This is a genomic window from Nocardiopsis sp. L17-MgMaSL7 (assembly GCF_003182025.1).
Taxonomy (GTDB): Bacteria; Actinomycetota; Actinomycetes; order Streptosporangiales; family Streptosporangiaceae; genus Nocardiopsis; species Nocardiopsis prasina.
This window is the reverse complement of sequence record NZ_QGTF01000008.1, coordinates 34640-51863: the sequence shown is the minus strand read 5'-3', so window position 1 is coordinate 51863 and position 17224 is coordinate 34640. Positions and strand designations below refer to the sequence as shown.

The 17224-nt window shown below is 70.8% G+C and carries 14 protein-coding genes; 10 read left to right on the top strand and 4 right to left on the bottom strand.

From position 1 onward, the window contains the following. The first annotated feature begins 25 nt into the window (after positions 1 to 25). The 7 genes from cofD to BDW27_RS15565 all read left to right on the top strand — a co-directional run bounded on the left by cofD (position 26) and on the right by BDW27_RS15565 (position 7365). Positions 26 to 1015 (top strand): 2-phospho-L-lactate transferase, encoded by a 990-nt coding sequence (gene cofD, locus BDW27_RS15595; RefSeq protein WP_110049879.1) that lies wholly within the window; start codon positions 26 to 28, stop codon positions 1013 to 1015. Continuing rightward, positions 1012 to 2355: a coenzyme F420-0:L-glutamate ligase gene (locus BDW27_RS15590; RefSeq protein WP_370446514.1), complete on the top strand. Its 1344-nt coding sequence runs from the start codon at positions 1012 to 1014 to the stop codon at positions 2353 to 2355. Before cofD ends, BDW27_RS15590 begins: the two co-directional genes overlap by 4 nt. Before the next feature lie 90 nt (positions 2356 to 2445). Continuing rightward, positions 2446 to 4038: a Na+/H+ antiporter gene (locus BDW27_RS15585; RefSeq protein WP_110049875.1), complete on the top strand. Its 1593-nt coding sequence runs from the start codon at positions 2446 to 2448 to the stop codon at positions 4036 to 4038. 143 nt (positions 4039 to 4181) lie between these two features. After that, positions 4182 to 5198 (top strand): chitinase, encoded by a 1017-nt coding sequence (locus tag BDW27_RS15580; RefSeq protein WP_017542431.1) that lies wholly within the window; start codon positions 4182 to 4184, stop codon positions 5196 to 5198. Between the two features lie 509 nt (positions 5199 to 5707). Continuing rightward, positions 5708 to 5977 carry a hypothetical protein gene (locus BDW27_RS15575; protein ID WP_110049874.1) on the top strand — a complete coding sequence of 90 codons (270 nt, stop codon included), beginning with the start codon at positions 5708 to 5710 and terminating at the stop codon, positions 5975 to 5977. Between the two features lie 40 nt (positions 5978 to 6017). Beyond that, positions 6018 to 6629, top strand: a complete 612-nt coding sequence (locus BDW27_RS15570; RefSeq protein ID WP_146223267.1) for a DUF6879 family protein — start codon at positions 6018 to 6020, stop codon at positions 6627 to 6629. Positions 6630 to 6672: 43 nt separating this feature from the next. After that, a complete protein-coding gene (locus tag BDW27_RS15565; protein ID WP_110049870.1) occupies positions 6673 to 7365 on the top strand; it encodes a DUF6082 family protein in 693 nt (230 codons plus the stop codon). Positions 7366 to 7417: 52 nt separating this feature from the next. On the opposite strand, the gene BDW27_RS15560 is transcribed toward BDW27_RS15565, so the two are convergent. Further along, positions 7418 to 10045 (bottom strand): bifunctional FO biosynthesis protein CofGH, encoded by a 2628-nt coding sequence (locus BDW27_RS15560; protein WP_083927427.1) that lies wholly within the window; start codon positions 10043 to 10045, stop codon positions 7418 to 7420. 117 nt (positions 10046 to 10162) lie between these two features. Between BDW27_RS15560 and BDW27_RS15555 the strand changes: the two genes are divergently transcribed. Next, positions 10163 to 11191, top strand: coding sequence for a lysylphosphatidylglycerol synthase domain-containing protein (locus tag BDW27_RS15555; protein ID WP_110049869.1), 1029 nt, complete (start codon positions 10163 to 10165; stop codon positions 11189 to 11191). A 138-nt stretch (positions 11192 to 11329) separates the two neighbouring features. Further along, positions 11330 to 12046 (top strand): hypothetical protein, encoded by a 717-nt coding sequence (locus BDW27_RS15550; RefSeq protein WP_110049867.1) that lies wholly within the window; start codon positions 11330 to 11332, stop codon positions 12044 to 12046. Between the two features lie 2 nt (positions 12047 to 12048). Here the strand turns inward: BDW27_RS15550 and BDW27_RS15545 are convergent, their stop codons facing one another. Genes BDW27_RS15545 through BDW27_RS15535 form a run of 3 tightly spaced genes read right to left on the bottom strand, consistent with a single transcriptional unit; the run spans position 12049 to position 16191 of the window. Further along, positions 12049 to 13161 (bottom strand): glycosyltransferase family 4 protein, encoded by a 1113-nt coding sequence (locus BDW27_RS15545; protein WP_110049865.1) that lies wholly within the window; start codon positions 13159 to 13161, stop codon positions 12049 to 12051. After that, entirely contained in the window at positions 13158 to 14093 is a 936-nt protein-coding gene (locus BDW27_RS15540; protein WP_110049864.1) for a glycosyltransferase family 2 protein, read from the bottom strand. Before BDW27_RS15540 ends, BDW27_RS15545 begins: the two co-directional genes overlap by 4 nt. A 37-nt stretch (positions 14094 to 14130) precedes the next feature. Beyond that, positions 14131 to 16191, bottom strand: a complete 2061-nt coding sequence (locus BDW27_RS15535; RefSeq protein ID WP_110049862.1) for a hypothetical protein — start codon at positions 16189 to 16191, stop codon at positions 14131 to 14133. A gap of 111 nt (positions 16192 to 16302) precedes the next feature. Between BDW27_RS15535 and BDW27_RS15530 the strand changes: the two genes are divergently transcribed. Next, positions 16303 to 17106, top strand: a complete 804-nt coding sequence (locus tag BDW27_RS15530) for a TIGR03089 family protein (RefSeq protein ID WP_199560667.1) — start codon at positions 16303 to 16305, stop codon at positions 17104 to 17106. The last annotated feature ends 118 nt before the right edge of the window (positions 17107 to 17224 follow it).

Sequence of the window (17224 nt, the reverse complement as noted above, 5' to 3'; positions counted from 1 at the left end):
CCCCCAGCCTGCCAGACTTGGACGCATGCGGATAGTCGTACCGGCTGGCGGTATCGGCGGCGCGCGCTTCCTCCGTGGCCTCAAGGCCACACTGGGAATCGGCGCCGCGACCGAGTCCGACCAGGCCACAGACCACCAGATCACCGTCATCGGCAACACCGGTGACGACATCACCCTCTTCGGTCTCCGGATCTGCCCGGATCTGGACACCGTCATGTACACCCTCGGCGGCGGGATCAACGAGGAGCAGGGCTGGGGCCGTACCGACGAGACCTTCACGGTCAAGGAGGAGCTGGCGGCCTACGGCATGAAGCCCACCTGGTTCGGGCTGGGTGACCGCGACACCGCCACCCACATCGTCCGGGCCCAGATGATCGCCGCCGGGTACCCCCTCTCCGCCATCACCACGGCCCTGTGCGACCGCTGGCAACCGGGAGTACGACTCATCCCGATGACCGACGACCAGGTCGAGACGCACGTGATCGTCAACGACGAGGAGGGGCGCCGGGCCATCCACTTCCAGGAGTGGTGGATCAGGCACCGGGCCGCGCTGCCCGCCGAGCAGATCATCAGCATGGGCGCCGAGAAGGCCAAGCCCGCCCCCGGCGTGATCCGCGCCATCCGCAACGCCGACGCCGTGATCATCCCGCCGTCCAACCCCGTGGTGAGCGTGGGCTCCGTCCTCAACATCGAGGGCATCCGTGAGGCCATGGTGGGCAAGACCGTGGTGGGCGTCTCACCGATCATCGGCGGCGCCCCCGTGCGCGGGATGGCGGACGCCTGCCTGAGCGCCATCGGCGTGGAGACCAGCGCGGGCGCGGTCGCCGACCACCTCGGCTCCGACCTGCTGGACGGCTGGCTGGTGGACGAGGCCGACGCCGACACCAAGGTGGACGGTGTGGAGGTGCGGTCCCGCCCGCTGTACATGAGCGACCCGGAGTCCACCGAGGCGCTCGCCCGCGCCGCCGTGGACCTGGCCGTCGAGCTGTCCGCGCGAGGGGAGCGGAACCGGTGACCGTCCCGACGCGCTCGGAGCGCGGCCAAGAGTCGCAACCAAGGGTGGGCGAGCTGCGGGTCCGCGGGCTTCCCGGCATCCCCGAGGTGCGCGCGGGCGACGACCTCGCCGCGCTGATCGCCGGGGCCGTGGCCGCTTCCGGCCAACCGCTGGTGGACGGCGACGTCCTGGTGGTCACCTCCAAGATCGTGAGCAAGGCCGAGGGGCGTTCCCAGCCGGGTGACGACCGGGAGGCGGCGATCGACGCCGAGACCGAGCGGGTGGTGGCGCGGATGGGCCACATCCGGATCGCGCAGCACCGGTCGGGCCTGGTCATGGCCGCCGCCGGAGTGGACGCCTCGAACGTCGCTCCCGGCACCGTGCTCCTGCTTCCCGAGGACTCCGACGCCTCGGCGCGCGCCCTGCGTGCCCGCCTGGCCGTACTCCTGGGCGTACGCGTGGGCGTGGTGGTCTCGGACACGTTCGGCCGTCCCTGGCGCATGGGCCAGACCGACGTGGCCATCGGCGCGGCCGGGATCACCGCGATCCAGGACCTGCGCGGCACCACCGACGCCCAGGGCAACGTCATGGAGGCCACGATCAACGCGGTGGCCGACGAGGTCGCCGCCGCCGGTGAGCTGGTCAAGGGCAAGACCGCCGGGGTACCGGTGGCCGTGGTCTCGGGCCTGGGCGACCTGGTCACCGAGGAGGACGGCCCCGGGGCGGCGGTACTGATCCGCCCCGCCGACGACGACCTGTTCCGCTACGGCTCCCGGGACGTGGTGGCGGCCCGGCGGACCGTGCGCTCCTTCACCGAACAGCCGGTGGATCCCTCCCTGGTGCGCCGTGCGGTGGCCACCGCCGTGACCGCCCCGGCGCCGCACCACACCACTCCCTGGCGGTTCGTCCTGGTGGAGTCCGCGCAGACCCGTCAGCGGCTGCTCGACGCGATGCTCGGGGCCTGGGTGGAGGACCTGCGCGGCGACGGGTTCACGGAGGAGCAGATCGCGAGGCGGACCAGGCGCGGCGACGTGCTGCGCGGCGCGCCCAGCCTGGTGGTGCCGTTCCTGGTCGCGGACGGGGCCCACCCGTATCCGGACGAGCGTCGCGCCGACGCCGAGCGGTCGATGTTCCTCGTGGCCATGGGCGCGGGGGTGCAGAGCCTGCTGGTGGGCCTGGCCATGGAGGGCCTGGGCTCGGCGTGGATCTCCTCCACGATGTTCTGCGCCGACGTGGTGCGGGAGGTCCTGGACGTACCCGAGGACTGGCGTCCGATGGGCGCGGTGGCCGTGGGCTATGCGGCCGAGGCGCCCAAGGACCGTCCGCCCCGGGACCCGGACGCCTTCATGGTGGTGCGCTGACCCCGGGGTCGTCGGCGGCGCGTCCTCCGTCGCGGCCCGTCCCCGCCCCGGCATGCTGGGGCGGGGGCTGGGCCGTCGGAGGGAGCCGGGATGTCCGTCGAGCACTACGTGATCGCCACGCTGGTCGTGGTGATCGCGGTCATCGTGGGCCAGCTGGTCGCCGGGCGGATCAGGATTCCGGGCGCGGTGGTCCTGGTGATGCTCGGCATGCTCCTCGGGGTGGTGCCGTGGATGAACTCGATGTCCATCGCACCGGAGGTCATCCTCCTGGTGTTCCTGCCGCCGTTGATCTACAACGCGGCGTTCTTCTCCTCTCCCAGGGACATGCGGGACCTGGCGCGGCCCATCATCGTGATGTCGGTGGGGATGACGCTGGCGACGGCGTTCGGTCTGGCCGCCGTCATCCACCTGCTGATCCCCGACGCGGGCTGGCCCGCCGCGATCGCGCTGGGCGCGGCGATCGCCCCGACCGACGCGGTGGCGGCCTCGGCGATCCTCAAGAGGGCGGGCACCCCGCGCCGGGTGCTGACCATCCTCGAGGGTGAGTCCCTGATCAACGACGGGGTCGCGCTGACCCTGTTCAGTCTGGCCATCACCGCCATGATGCGACCGCTCACGCCGGGGGACGCCGTCCTGGAGCTGGGCAAGGTGGTGCTGGGCGGGCTGCTCTACGGCGTGGTGGTCGCGGTGGTGATCGCGTGGGGGCGCAGTCGTATCCGGGACCCCTCCCTCCAGTTGATGACGGTGCTCATTACTCCCTTCGTGGCCTACATCCCCTCCGAGATGTCGGGGTTCTCCGGGGTCCTGTCGGCCGTGGTGGCCGGGTTCTACCTGGGCACCCACGGTGAGGGGCTGTTGCCGCCCCGGGTGAGGGTGAGCGGCCAGACCGTCTGGCGGACCCTGGTGAGCCTGCTGGAGGCGATGCTGTTCGTGCTCCTGGGGTTGCAGCTGGACTCCGTGGTGCGGGCGGTGCGGGAGAACTTCGCGTTCGTCCAGTTGCTGGCGGTGGCGCTGGTGGTGATGGTCACCGCGATGGTGTTGCGCATGGTGCTGATGTTGATCCTGACGTCAGTGCAACGCTTCCTGACCAGATCCGAACTGGACGTGTCGAGCTTCCGTGAGCGCGTGGCGATCGGCTGGAGCGGGATGCGCGGGGCGGTGTCCCTGGCGATCGCGCTGTCGTTGCCCGCGACCCTGCAAGGGCAGGAGTTCACGGAGCGGGGCGCGCTGATCTTCATCGCGGGCGTGGTCGTGATGGGCACGCTCGTGGGTCAGGGCACGACACTTCCGTGGCTGCTGCGCAAGTTGGGACTGACCGACGAGGGCACCCGACACAAGGAGTTCCTGCGCGCGGAGTACGAGATGGACTGCGCGGCCGTGCGCAAGGTGGACGAGATGCTCACCGAGGGTGATCTGGACGACAAGTCAGCGGACGCCATGCGCGATCGGTTCAGCAAGCGGATCGGGCACGTGAAGGGGCTGCTGGACGGGGACGGAACCGACCTGGCCCAGGTCAAGGAGGACGCCCGGGACCGCAGGGAGACGCTGGCCCAGATCAACCAGGCCCGCCGTGACTCCCTCATGTCCCTGTACCGCTCGGGGGACATCGACTACGACGTGTTCACGAAGCTCGCGCGTGACCTGGACATTCGGGACAGCGGGAGCGGTCACTACGGAATGTGACTGGTACCGGGTGCCCAAGAAAACCACAAACTTTCCTAACCGTTTCCGTTGACTGTCGCGGACCGTAACTTTAAAGTTTCCTAACAATTACCGGCTCACAGAGCACGCCTTCGTCACCCCGCTCGGCGAAAGGAGCACTCCCCATGCTCAACACCCGGAACACCAGGCTCGCGATCCTCAGCGGCCTCGCCGCGGCGGCCACCGCGTTCGTCACCTCAGGCGGCGCACTGGCCCCGGAACCCGCACAGGCCTCAACCACCCCCGAAACGGTCGAGACCCAACAGACCAGCCAGTGGCTCACCGGCTACTGGCACAACTTCGACAACGGCTCCACCGTGATGCCGCTGTCCGACATCCCCAGCGAGTACAACCTCGTGGCGGTGGCCTTCGCCGACAACCATCCCGAGCTCGACGGCGGCATCACCTTCAACCTGGCCAGCGACGAGCTCAACGGTTACACCGACGCGGAGTTCCGCGAGGACATCGCCGCCATCCAGGCCGAGGGCCGCAAGGTGATCATCTCCGTGGGCGGCGAGCTCGGCCACGTGGACGTCACCAACCCCACCCAGGCGCAGAACTTCGCCGACACCACCTACGAACTCATGCAGGACTACGGGTTCGACGGCGTGGACATCGACCTGGAGCACGGCATCGACGCCGAGCACATGACGAGCGCCCTCCAGGACCTCAGCGGCCAGGCCGGGTCCGAGCTCATCATCGCGATGGCCCCCCAGACCATCGACTTCCAGAGCCCCAGCGCCGGGTACTACCAGCTGGCCAGCAACATCTCCGACATCCTCACCATCGTGAACATGCAGTACTACAACTCGGGTTCCATGCTCGGTTGTGACGACAGCGTGTACCAGCAGGGCACGAGCGACTTCGTCGCCGCGCTGGCCTGCATCCAGCTGGAGATGGGCCTGAGCCCCGACCAGGTCGGCCTGGGCCTGCCCGCCGTCCCCTCCGCCGCCGGAGGCGGCTACCTGGCGCCCAGCGGCATCGTCTCCGCCCTGGACTGCCTCGAGACCGGCAGCGACTGCGGCTCCTTCTCCCCCGACACCCCGTACGGGCAGATCGGCGGCGTGATGACCTGGTCCATCAACTGGGACGCCACCAACAACTACGACTTCGCGAACACCATCTCGGCCCGACTCCAGTAACCCCGACCCCGCGGGGTTACTCCCACCCCGCGGTCAGCGCCCCGTCGCCTCACTCCCATCCCCGACGGGCCGCCCCGAGAAAAAAGGGGCGGGACGCCATCCCCCCGGCGTCCCGCCCCTCCTTCGTTGCCCGGACCCAAACCCAGAGGAATGGGAACCTAACACACAGGTCCTGGTAAGAGTGGAAATACCCCAGCTCCAATGAGGACACAAATCACGAGACTCCGGAACAAATGCACACGCAGAAGCATGTGCAGTTCGAGTCCTCTCCGTAATCCCACCTCACCCGAGGTCAGAGCGTTCGCGATACCCACCAGAGGCGCCACGGGGCCCCTCGGGTAAAACTCTCCCGAGTGTTCCTGCGGAAAGCTCAAGAGCACCCGGTTGAACACGTAGAGTGCTGTGACAAAGATGCTGTTGGCCGGTTTCTGCCATCCACTCGATCGCGGCATAATCAGGATTTCCCTGGGCACATCTAATCCCCCGCCCCCAGGCCTGAAAGGAAACCCATGGAACGTCTCTGGGAGGTCGACCCCTCAGCACGCTTCGCGAGGCGTCTGGGCAAGACCGCAGCGGAACTCAAGGCGAGCAGGATCAACGACGACTGCCCGGAGATCTGGGAGCTCGACAACGGCGACGTGGCCGTGGTCGGTCGCGACGCGACCGAGCTCTTCCGCGACCGGCTTCCGGCGGACCTCAGGGTCGGGAGCGACGAGCGCCTCGTGGTGATCCCGGGGAGCATGCTCCGATCCGCCAAGAAGGACATCACCGATGCCTGACCACACTCTCTTCCAAAGCCTCCGCTCTGCCACTGGACGCGTGTTGGACCGTCGGGCCTACCACGCGGACGCGGCGAGTGTCCGAGCCGACCCGGACATCAGCGGGGACTCCTGGAAACTGGAGCGGTCGCAGGTCTTCCACGAGGACGGCGACCCGGCCTGGGACGCCTACCTGGAGGGTGACTGGGCCCGAGTGGCCGAGATTTTCGAGAATGAGCGCCCGGACCTGGAACGCCAGCGGCGGAGCTACGCCCGACAGGGAGTGACCCTCCGCCGGGTCCGAATCGTCGAGACCCCCATGACCCCGTATCTTCGGTGGGAGATGTTGAGCCACCGCGTTTTCGTCGAAAGCGGGTACGAGATCGGTGTTCTGGATGCCGAACAGGTCAGGGAGTTCGAGCGGGAGACCCCCCTCCCGGAACTCGTGGTCTACGGAGGGGAGGTCGTCTACCAGGTTCGCTACGACGAACGCTGGGCGCCCGTCGGAGCCAAGCGGATCGACGACCCGGAGCTCGCCCGAGGCCTCTCCGAGGTCATCGCCGGGCTCTACCGAAGGTCCGAACCCCTTCTCGACTTCTACCGCAGGGAGGTCCATCCGCACATCCCCTCCGCCGGCCGTCCGGAACGGATCCGTTCCGCCGTCAGCCGCTGACCGGGGTGCCGCGAGAGTCCTCCCAACGGTCATCGTCGTACTGGTGGTGCTCGCCGGAGCCGCGCTGACCCTCGTCTCGCCGTTGGGGTTGCGCGTCTTCGGCGGGACGAACAAGGAGTGGGAGCGACTGAGTCTCATCGGCCAGACCTACGGGGCGATCTCCGCGTTGATCGCGGTGCTCGCGCTCCTCGGTGTGATCGTGACCCTCGTCTACCAGGCTCGTGAACTGCGCAGGGCGGCGGACGAGAGCCGCCGTCAGGCCATGGGCGACCTGCTACGCATGGCCATGGCCGACCCCGACCTCGACGAGTGCTGGGGTCCGGTGGACGGCGCCGATGACGCCAGGGCCCGCAAGCAGCTCATGTACACGAACATGATCGTCACGCAGTGGGGTACCTCGTTCCGGGCCGGGGCGACACCGGAGAACCGGCTCCGCGCCAACGCCATGGAGATGTTCCGGGGCGAGGTCGGGCGGGACTACTGGGCCCAGGCTCGGGTCAGCCGTCTGTCAGCGCCGGGGAGCAGGGCCGAGGCGAGGTTCAACCAGATCCTCGACGAGGCCTTCGGGGCCGCGGTGGCCGAGGCCCCCATCCCCGCTCCGCGGCACGTACCCCCACGCCCCGACACTCGGCCCCGCTTCCAGCTGCGCCGGGCCGCTCCCGCCCTTCTGGCCTTCGGTGTGGGCGGCGCCGTGACCGGGGCGGTCCTCACCGCTTTGGGGCGCCGTAGGAGCTGACGAAGGAGGGGCGGGACGCGGTCTCCGGCGCCCCGCCCCTCCTTGTTCCCGGTCAGGCCAGAGGGAGACGGGGGCGCAGGATGCTGGGCGCCACCCCGTCGCTGGCCTCGGCGACGCGGCGGCGCTCCTCCGGGACCGCGCCGTAGGTGGTGGTGCGCTGGCGGACCGGGCGGCCCGTGGGCTCGACGAGTGCCTTGATGTCGCTGATCGTCTTGTACGAACCCTGGCCGGAACCGGCCATGCGGCTGATGGTCTCCTCCATGAGGGTGCCGCCGACGTCGTTGACGCCGCCGCGCAGCAGCTGGCGGAAGGTGTCCTCGGCGAGCTTGACCCAGGAGCCCTGGATGTTGTCGATGCTCCCGTGCAGGAGGAGACGGGCCAGCGCGTGCACCGCGCGGTTCTCCCGGACGGTCGGTCCCGTGCGGGCGAGCCCGGCGAGGTAGATCGGCGCGTTGGTGTGCACGAACGGCAGCGGCACGAACTCCGTGAAGCCGGGCCTGCCGTTGCGCTCCATCGACCGTTCCTGGAGTGAGCGCAGCAGCTTGATGTGCGCCACCCAGTGGTGCGGGGAGTCCACGTGCCCGTACATCATCGTGGACGTGGTGGGGATGCCCAGGTCGTGGGCGTTGGTGATGACCTCGATCCACTCGCTGGCGGGGAGCTTGCCCTTGGTGAGCACCCACCGGACCTCGTCGTCGAGGATCTCGGCGGCGGTCCCCGGGACCGACCCCAGTCCGGCTTCCCGGGCACGGGTCAGCCACTCGCGCACCGGCAGGTTGGTGCGGGCCGCGCCGTTGACCACCTCCATCGGGCTGAAGGCGTGGACGTGCATGTCCGGGACGCGTTCACGGACGGCCCTGGTGATGTCGAAGTACGCGGTCCCGGGCAGGTCGGGGTGGATGCCGCCCTGCATGCACACCTCGGTGGCACCGGCCTTCCAGGCCTCCTCGGCGCGGTCGGCCACCTGGTCCAGGGACAGCGTGTAGGCGTCCGCGTCGGTGCGGCGCTGAGCGAAGGCGCAGAACCGGCAGCCGGTGTAGCAGACGTTGGTGAAGTTGATGTTCCTGGTCACCACGTAGGTGACGTCGTCGCCGACGGTGTCGCGGCGGACCCGGTCTGCGAGGCCGGTGAGCGCGTCCAGGGCGTCGCCGTCGGCGTGCAGCAGGGCCAGCGCCTCGGCGTCACTGAGCCCGGCGGGGTCGCTTTCGGCGCTGCGCAGGGCGGCGGCGATCTCGGGGTCCAGGCGTCGGGGTGTGGCCCCCTCGCGGTCCACTCCCGGGGCGAGTTCGTCCCAGTCTCCGTAGACCGCGTCGAAGTCGCCGCGCCGGTCGCCGGTGCGGCCCTCGGAGTCGATCTCCGTGTGCAGGTCGGTGCGGCCCGACGAGGTCAGAACCGCTTCGGGCTCCTGCCAGGGGCGTCCCACCAGGGGCGCGTCCTCACGGGCCAGGCCGGTCTCCGGGTCCACGAGCGCGTGGACGTGCTCGCGCAGGCGCGGGTCGACCCAGGGTTCGCCCGCCCGGATGTACTCCGGGTACACGGTGAGGCGTTCCCGCAGGGTGAAGCCCCGGGCGGCGGTGCGGGCGGCGAGGTCGTCGATCTGCGGCCAGGGGCGCTCGGGGTTGACGTGGTCCGCGGTGAGCGGGGAGACCCCGCCCCAGTCGTCGATGCCCGCGCGGATCATCAGCTCGTACTCGTCCACACCGCCCTGGTCCGCGCCGATGAGGTTGGGCGGCGCCTGGACGTGGGCCTTGGGGCCCATGACGAGGCGGGTGACGGCGATGGTGGCGGCCATCATGTCGCGTTCGGCGTCGGGGCGGTGCATCATCGCCGTGTCCGGCTTGGCCCGGAAGTTCTGCACGATGACCTCCTGGACGCCGCCGTAGCGGCGGGAGACCCCGCGCATCGCGAAGATGGACTCGGCGCGGTCGGCGACCGTCTCGCCGATCCCGAGCAGGATGCCGGTGGTGAAGGGAACGCTGGAACGCCCGGCGTCCTCCAAGGCGCGCAGGCGTACGACGGGGTCCTTGTCGGGGCTGCCGTAGTGGGGCTGCCCCTTCTCGGTGAACAGCCGCCGCGAGGTGGTCTCCAGCATCATCCCCATGGAGGGGGCGACGGGCTTGAGCCGCTGGAGGTCGGACCAGGTCAGCACGCCGGGGTTGAGGTGCGGAAGCAGCCCGGTCTCCTCCAGGACCATGATCGCCATGGCGCGCACGTAGGAGAGGGTGTCGTCGTAGCCGCGCGAGTTGAGCCACTCGGCGGCCTGCTTCCAGCGGTCCTCGGGCCGGTCCCCCAGGGTGATGAGGACTTCCTTGCAGCCCATGGCGGCGCCCTCGCGGGCGATCTCCAGGACCTCGTCCGGGGACATGAAGGGGGCGTCGAGGCGGCCGGGGACCGTGGCGAAGGTGCAGTAGTGACAGCGGTCGCGGCACAGGCGGGTCAGGGGGACGAAGACCTTGCGGCTGTAGGTGATGACGCCGGGACGGCCCGCCGCCTCCAGGCCCGCGTCGCGGGCCCGTCCCGCGTACTCCAGGAGTTGGTCGAGGTCCTCGTCCCGGGCGTGCAGCAGCACCTCGGCCTCGGTGACGTCGAGGGTCTTGCCGTCCCGGGCGCGGGCCAGGGCCCTGCGCATGGCGGACGCCGTCGGTGTGGGAATGGGGGCTGGGTCGTTCGCACCACTCATAACGGCTCAGCCTACGCGTCCGGCGGTACCGGGTCTCGGGCGCCACCCGGTGACCGCGCCCGGATCCGGCCTGTGGACAACCGGGAGCGCCCCGCGCGTCCGGCATAGGCTTGGGGGGTGCTGACTCGGCTTCGACGGAACTCCTGGGTGCGCCTGGCCCTGCTCGCGCTGGTGTGCGCGTGCGCGGCCGCCGCCCTGTACGCCAACTGGACGCAGGCGCGGACCGCCGTCTCCGAACTCCCCCTCTGGGTACTGCCCGCCGCGGTCCTGGCCGGGATGCTGGGGCTCGCCGCGCAGATGATGGCGTGGCGGTCCCTGCTGGCCGGGCTGGGGTCGTCGTTGCCGAGGGCGGCGGCCGCCCGGGTGATGTTCGTGGGCCAGCTCGGCAAGTACCTGCCCGGGTCGGTGTGGGCGTTCGTGGCCCAGGTGGAACTGGCCCGCGACTGGCGGGTTCCGAGGTCGCGCGGGGCGGCGGCCACCCTCCTGGCGATCGCCGTGACGGTGGCCGTGAGCCTGGCGGTCGCGGCGGTGGCCCTGCCGTTGTCCTCCGCCGAGGCGGCCCGACGGTGGTGGTGGGCGCTGGCGGCCGCGCCGGTGCTGTTGGCCTGCCTGCACCCGAGGGTCTTGGGGTGGGGTGTGCGGTTGGCCGCGCGACCGTTCGCGAGGTTCCGTGAGGTGGCGGACGCCGGTCCGCTGGTGATCGGTGGGCGTTCGGTCGCGGCGTCGGTGGCCTGGACCCTGGTGGCGTGGGTGCCGTTGGGCGCGCACGTGTGGTTGCTGACCTGGGCCGTGGGCGGCGAGGCGCTGAGATCGGTGGGTCCGGCGGTGGGGGCCTACGCGCTGGCCTGGACCCTGGGCCTGCTGGTGGTGTTCGCGCCCGCAGGACTGGGGGTGCGCGAGGTGGTGCTGGTGGTGGCGCTGGCCCCGGTGGTGGACGCGGGTGCGGCCCTGGTGGTGGCGGTGCTGTCGCGGCTGGTGATGACGGTGGCGGACGTGGGTTGGGCGGGGTTGTCGCTCCTGCTTTCCAAGCCCCCGCAGACCGAGCCCGGACCGAGATCCGGGTCGGGGCCGGGCCCGGAAGCAAGCACGACGGCGCGTCCCGGCTCCGACTTCGAAGAGGATCTCGGGTCAGGTCCCCCGCGGTGAGAGTCGTGCACTGGGCGGGGGCACGGCCGGTCCCTGTTCCCGGGAGGAACTCGGCCCGCCTGGCGGCGGGGACGCTCGCACAACAAAACAGGAAAGAAACCTTCTTTTTTGCTCGGGTGCGGCCTATGCTCATGCCGTATGAACTGGGCCCCCCGCTTCCCACGTGTCCTGTCCGCCCTCGCCGTGACCCTCGTACTGGCACCGGCCACCCTCGGCGCGGCCGAGCCCTCGCCCGAAGGCCCCTCCCACGCGTACGTCAGGCCCGCTGACGTCTCCTGTGACCAGGGCGCCGGCACCCTCACCGTGGTCGGGCAGCTCTTCCCCGTGGTGAGCGGCTCCTCCGACGGTGAGCCCGAGCTCTCCCTGACCCTGGCCGCCGAGCTCGAGCCCGAGGAGGAGACCGACGAGGAGGCCACGACCGACCTCGAACTCGTCGTGGCGCCCAACCCCGAGCCCCTCCCGGGAATCAGCACCGACGACATGGCGTCCGCAGCCGAGCGGGCCGGAACGCTCACCGCCAGCCTCTCCGGCAGCGACGGCAGGCTGCTGACCGGTGACGATCCGCCCACCCTGGCCTGGGAGGACTGGGAGCCCCCGCTGGGCTTCTACGAGGTGCGCGTGGCCACCGAGACCTTCGCCCTGCCCGGGTTCGGCGACTGCACGGTGAACGCGGCGACCCCGGTGAGCAGCATCCAGGTGGGCACCGAGCACGAGTTGGAAGAACAGCGCGCGACCGGCGACGATACCTCCGACCTGCGCGAGTACCTGCCGTGGATCGTGCTGGGCGTGGGTGTGCTCGGCGCCGTCTGCCTGCTGGTGCCCGCCGTGCTCCACCTGCGCCGCCGGGCCTCCTGAGGTCAGGCCGACAGCAGCCGGTCGGTGTAGGCCCTCCAGTACGGTTCGGCCTCCACCGGCCGGACCCCCGCTCTGAGCCGCGCGGGCACGCCGGGCTCGTAGAAGGCGGTCAGCGCGCGGGCGAGGTCGGCCGTGTCCCCCGGTTCGCAGAGCAGGCCGTCCACGCCGTCGCGCACGTGGTCGGCCAGGGTGCCCGCCCGGGTGGCGATCACGGGCAGCCCGTGCTCGTGCGCCAGCCACACGTTCTGGGTGGCGGTCGCGGATCGGTAGGGCAGCACCAGGGCGTCGGCCCCGGCGAGCAGCTCGGGCAGTTCGTCAGCGGGCACGTATCCCTCACGGAACCGGACCCGGCCGGTCAGCCCCAACTCCTCGGTCAGGTCGGCCAGTTCACTGGAGCCTCCCCAGAACTCACCGGCCACGGTCAGGGTGACGTCGTCGGGTGCCCCCTCGGCCAGCGCGCGCAGCAGCACGTCCACGCCCTTGTACGGGCGCACGATCCCGAAGAACAGCAGGTGGCGTCTCTCCTCGGAGGCACCATCGGCGGGTGCTCCCCCGGTCTCCGGAAGGTGCGGCGGCATCTCCGCGACGACGGGCCGAGGTCGGGCCGGGCCGAGCAGTCCCTCGGCGAGACGGCCCTGTTCGGCCGAGTGGGTGAGGACCCCGTCCACGCGGCGCAGCAGCGCCCGGACCAGGGACACGTCCACCGCTCGGCGCTCGTGCGGCAGGACGTTGTGGCACAGCGCCACCACACGGGTCCCCGAACCGCGCCGGGACCGGATCCCGGCGAGGACGCCGAGGTAGGCGGGTACCTGCACCGGCGAGAAGAGGGTGAGTACCACCAGGTCGTTCTCGTCCGCGAGTCGCCTCCCGGTGCGCCACCAGCCGTCCGGCCGGTACCAGGCCAGATCGTGGCGGGTGTCCGGGTAGGGCTTCCCCTCGGGGTCCGTGATGGTCTGCGTGCCCGGGTAGAGCGCCGCCGGGTACTGCGCCCGCCACGACTCGATGCCCGTTTCGTGGCCGAGGGCGCTCAGCCGGTGCGCGAGCTCGGTGGTGTGCCGGGCCCCGCCGCCCTTGTAGGGGTGCGCGGGGCCCACGAGGGTGATGCGTCCGGTCACGGGTGCTCCCTCGAACGGACGATGAGGTCGGCCAGGAGCGCGATCGCCGCGATGATCAGCCCGGTCATGAGGATCATGACGGTGTTGTTGGGCATGTAGAGCGGATTGCGGACCTGGTCGTAGACGAACTTGGCCGTGCCGATCCCCAGCAGCCACAGGGCGGGTGGCATCAGGACCTTGAGCGGGTTGAAGTACATGACCATGCGCAGCACCTGGAGGATGTACCGGTAGGCGTCACGCACGAAGTGGAACTTGGACGTGCCCGCCCGCTTGGCGTACTCGATGGGCACGTACCTGAGGGGGTGCTGGTTGGACAGGAACGCCAGCGTGATGGTGGTGACGCAGGAGAACCCCGGCGGCAGCAGCCTGAGGTAGGGACGGGCGACGTCCCTGCGGAACACCCGGAGACCGGAGTTGAGGTCGGGGATGCGGGTGTTGGTCAGGCGTTCGGCGACCTTGCGGATCATCCACTTGGCGGGGACGCGCAGCGCCTTGTGCGATCCCATCTCCTGGGTGCGCGCCCCCACGACCTGGTCGATCTCGGGGTCGTTGTCCAGCATGGCGACGAGCTCGGGGATGCGCTCGTTGGGGTAGCTCATGTCGGCGTCGGTCCACGCCACGAACTCGCCGCGCGCCCGCTGGCTGCCGATCCGCCGCACGGTGCCCGCGCCGCCGTTGTGCCCGAAGGGGACGACCCTCATGTGGGGGAAGAGTCCCTCCACCTCGCGCAGCCTGTTCAGGGTGTCGTCGGTGGAGGCGTCGTCCACGGCGAGCAGCTCGTACCCGTACCCGGAGGCGTCCATCGACGAGCAGATCCGTTTGATCTCGTCGACGACGTGCTCCTCCTCGTTGTAGCAGGGGAGGACGATCGTGACCCGAACCGGCGGGGCGTCGTGCTCCGGGGCTCGGTCCTGGGCGTCTGGGTGGCTCATGGTCCTTCTCAGCGGGGTGGTCGGGAGGGGGGCGGTCTCACGCCGGATCGTTCGTGGCGGGCAGGACGGCTGTCCACACGCTGCCGTTGAAGGTCCAGTGTCCGGTCGGGGGCTCCATGAGGGTACTCGGGTCCATCTGGGCGACGACGTGGAAGTGCCGTTCGGGTTCCACCTCGGAGTCGGTGAGCTCGTCGAGCTGCTCCCAGTGCGAGGCGGCCAGAACGGCGTCGCGGCCCCGCTGGTGCACGGCGTGCACGACCCTGTCGACGGCCTCTGGAGAGGCCTCGTCCAGGGCGGCGGTGGGCACACCGCAGACGTTGCGCAGCAGCGGCATGTAGTTGCCCGCCATCCCGGAGTCAACCACGACGACCGAGGCGTCGGGTGGCAGTGACGCGCAGAGTTCCTCTGTGGCCGCCACCGTGCCCACGTCCTGCCGGTACCCCATGATCCCCCACGCGGAGGTGACCACACCGGGCCCGAGGAGGGCGACCGCAGCCCCGGCGGCCACCACGGCGGGGAGCGACCGGACCATCGAGGTGGTCCGGGAGTGGCGCACGGAGTTCTCGCAGTAGCGGGTCAACCAGGCCAGGAACCACACCGCGAACAGTACGAACGCCGGGATCACCAGCACGATCAGGCGCCTGCTGGCCCAGGGGTGGTCCGGGGTGATGGCCGGTCGCAGCAGCGTGGTGGTGACCGTCCACACGAGCAGCATGGCGGGCAAGAGCCACTGGAGGTCGCGCCGCTGGGTGAGGCGCCGCAGGACCAGGGCCACACCCAGGGAGGCGAACAGGACGGCGCCGAGGCCCACGTACCAGCCCACCCAGTACAGGCTCATGTCGTAGTAGGTGCGGCTGCCCTCGATCGGCAGCCCCTCGATCTCCTGGACCGAGGCCACCCACTGGTCGGTGAAGTCGCTGCCGTGCCCGTAGTCCGGCCAGAGCAGCGGGCGCACGGCGAAGCCCACCATGACCAGCAGCGCGGCCAGCGCCATCGCGTTGGGCAGCCAGCGCACCCGTTCGGTGTGCGGCAGCCCGAAACGCCACAGGGCGGCGGTGAGCGCGACGGTGGCGCCGATGACGGCGGCGCTGATGAGCAGGAGGGGGTTCAGGGAGTCGGACAGGTACTCCAGGTACGGCAGCGAGTAGCCGTATCCGGCGATCAGCCCGTAGGCCACGCCCACGCAGAGCCCGGCGAGCAGGGGCAGCGCCTGCCCGCGCCGGGCCACCAGCAGCAGGCCGACGAAACCCACCACGGGCAGGAGGTCGCGGATGGCGTCGATGCGCACCAGCACGCCGAGACCGAACACCAGCCCGGCCACCAGCGCCAGTGCCTGCGGTGCGCGCCACCGGTCGGTGAGGGCGCGGCGGCTGGCCAGGGCGTCGTAGGCGATCACCATGCCGCCCAGGAGCAGGATCTGGGCGAGGGGCTCGCTGTAGGTGAACCGGCTGACCCACTGCTGCGGCAGGCACACCGCCAGGATCAGGGCGGCCAGGGGAGCCCAGCGCGCGCCGACCAGGCGGGCGGTGAGCCCGGCGAAGGTGAGCACTCCCAGTGCGCCCAGCACCGGGGTGGCCACGAGCATGCCGTCCAGCCCGCCGAGCCAGTACCCGACCGACAGCACCAGCGGCGCCCCGGCCATGAACTGCGGCCAGATGACGTCGTCACGCTGGTAGTGGGCGAGGCTCTGGTAGCTGAGCGCGGGGTCGTCCCCCGCGATGAGCTCGGCCTGCGTCGGGATGGGCAGGAAGCCGTTCTCCGCGATCCAGGCCGTGTACATGGCGTACGAGGCCGGATCGCGCCGGATCACCAGGGCCTCGGCGTGGTAGGCGATCTGCACAGCGGCGAAGGCCACGGTGATGAGCAGGACCGCGACCACCGGCCACCAGGGCACCTCCTCCTCGTCCGGTGGGTCCGGAAGCAGGCGCGGCACCAGGGCGCACGCCGCGACCACGGCGGGAAGCCCCAGGACGAGTCCGGTCAGCGGGGTGAACTGGCCGAGGACCAGCAGGGGGAAGGCGACGAGGAGCCAGGCCGAGAGGGCGATCGCGGGGAGCGCGGTCACACGGGCGAGGAGCCGTCCGGGAAGCGGGCGCATGAAGCAACTCTGGCACTTCGTCCCGCGCTACGCACACTCCGTCCCCAACCATGGCGGGACCGTGACAAAGAGGGTTCGGGCCCACTGGAGCGGCCGGTGGGAGCGCCTAGCATGGGCGCCATGTCCGACTCTCCCGCGCGACTCTGGCGCGCCCTCGTCTCCTCCGATCCCTCACGCCCGTTCGTGACCTCCCACGACGACCTCGGCGACCGGATCGAACTGTCCCGGGCCACCCTCGACAACTGGGTGTCCAAGACCTCGAACATGCTCGTGGACGGTTTCGGTACGCAACCGGGTGACCGGATCGCGCTCGCCCTGCCGCCGCACTGGCAGTCAGTGGCGTGGGTGCTGTCCTGCTGGTCGGTGGGGGCCACCGCGGTGCTCTCCGAAAACGGCGCGGCGCCCGAGGTCATGGTGGCCGGTCCGGACCGTCTGGAGGCCGCGCAGGACAGCGGCGCAGAGGAGGTCGTGGGCACCTCCCTGGACCCGCTGGGCCTGCCGCTGCGCGAGGTCCCGCCGATGGTGACCGACTACACCGTGGAGGTGCGCGGGCACGGCGACCACTTCCCCGCCTACCCGGTGGACGCCGCCGAACCCGCCCTGGAATCCGCCGGACGCACCCTCACCGGCGCCGAGGTGGTGGCGGCCGGACAGGAGCTGGCCAAGACCTGGGACCTGGGCGAACGGGACCGGCTCGCGGTGGTCGTGGCGCCCGACGCCCCGCTGGACGCGTTCAGCGGGGACCTGTCCGTGCTCACCGCCGCGATCGCCTCCGGGGTTCCCCTGGTGCTGACCCCGCCGCCCGCGGAGAGCGACCTCCAGCGGTTCCTGGACCGGATGGGAGCGGAGGGCGTCACCGTGCTGTACGGAACCGAGCCCGTCGGCGACCTGCCCTTCCGCCGGGTCGCGCTCTAGGGAGTGGTTTCTGGATGCTCGGCCGGTGGCGGAGCCGTCACCGGTGCGAGCTACCGCCTCCCCAGATGATGCCCCGCGGGGCAGGCTCCGTGGAGCCGCGCGACAGCGGAGCCCGCAC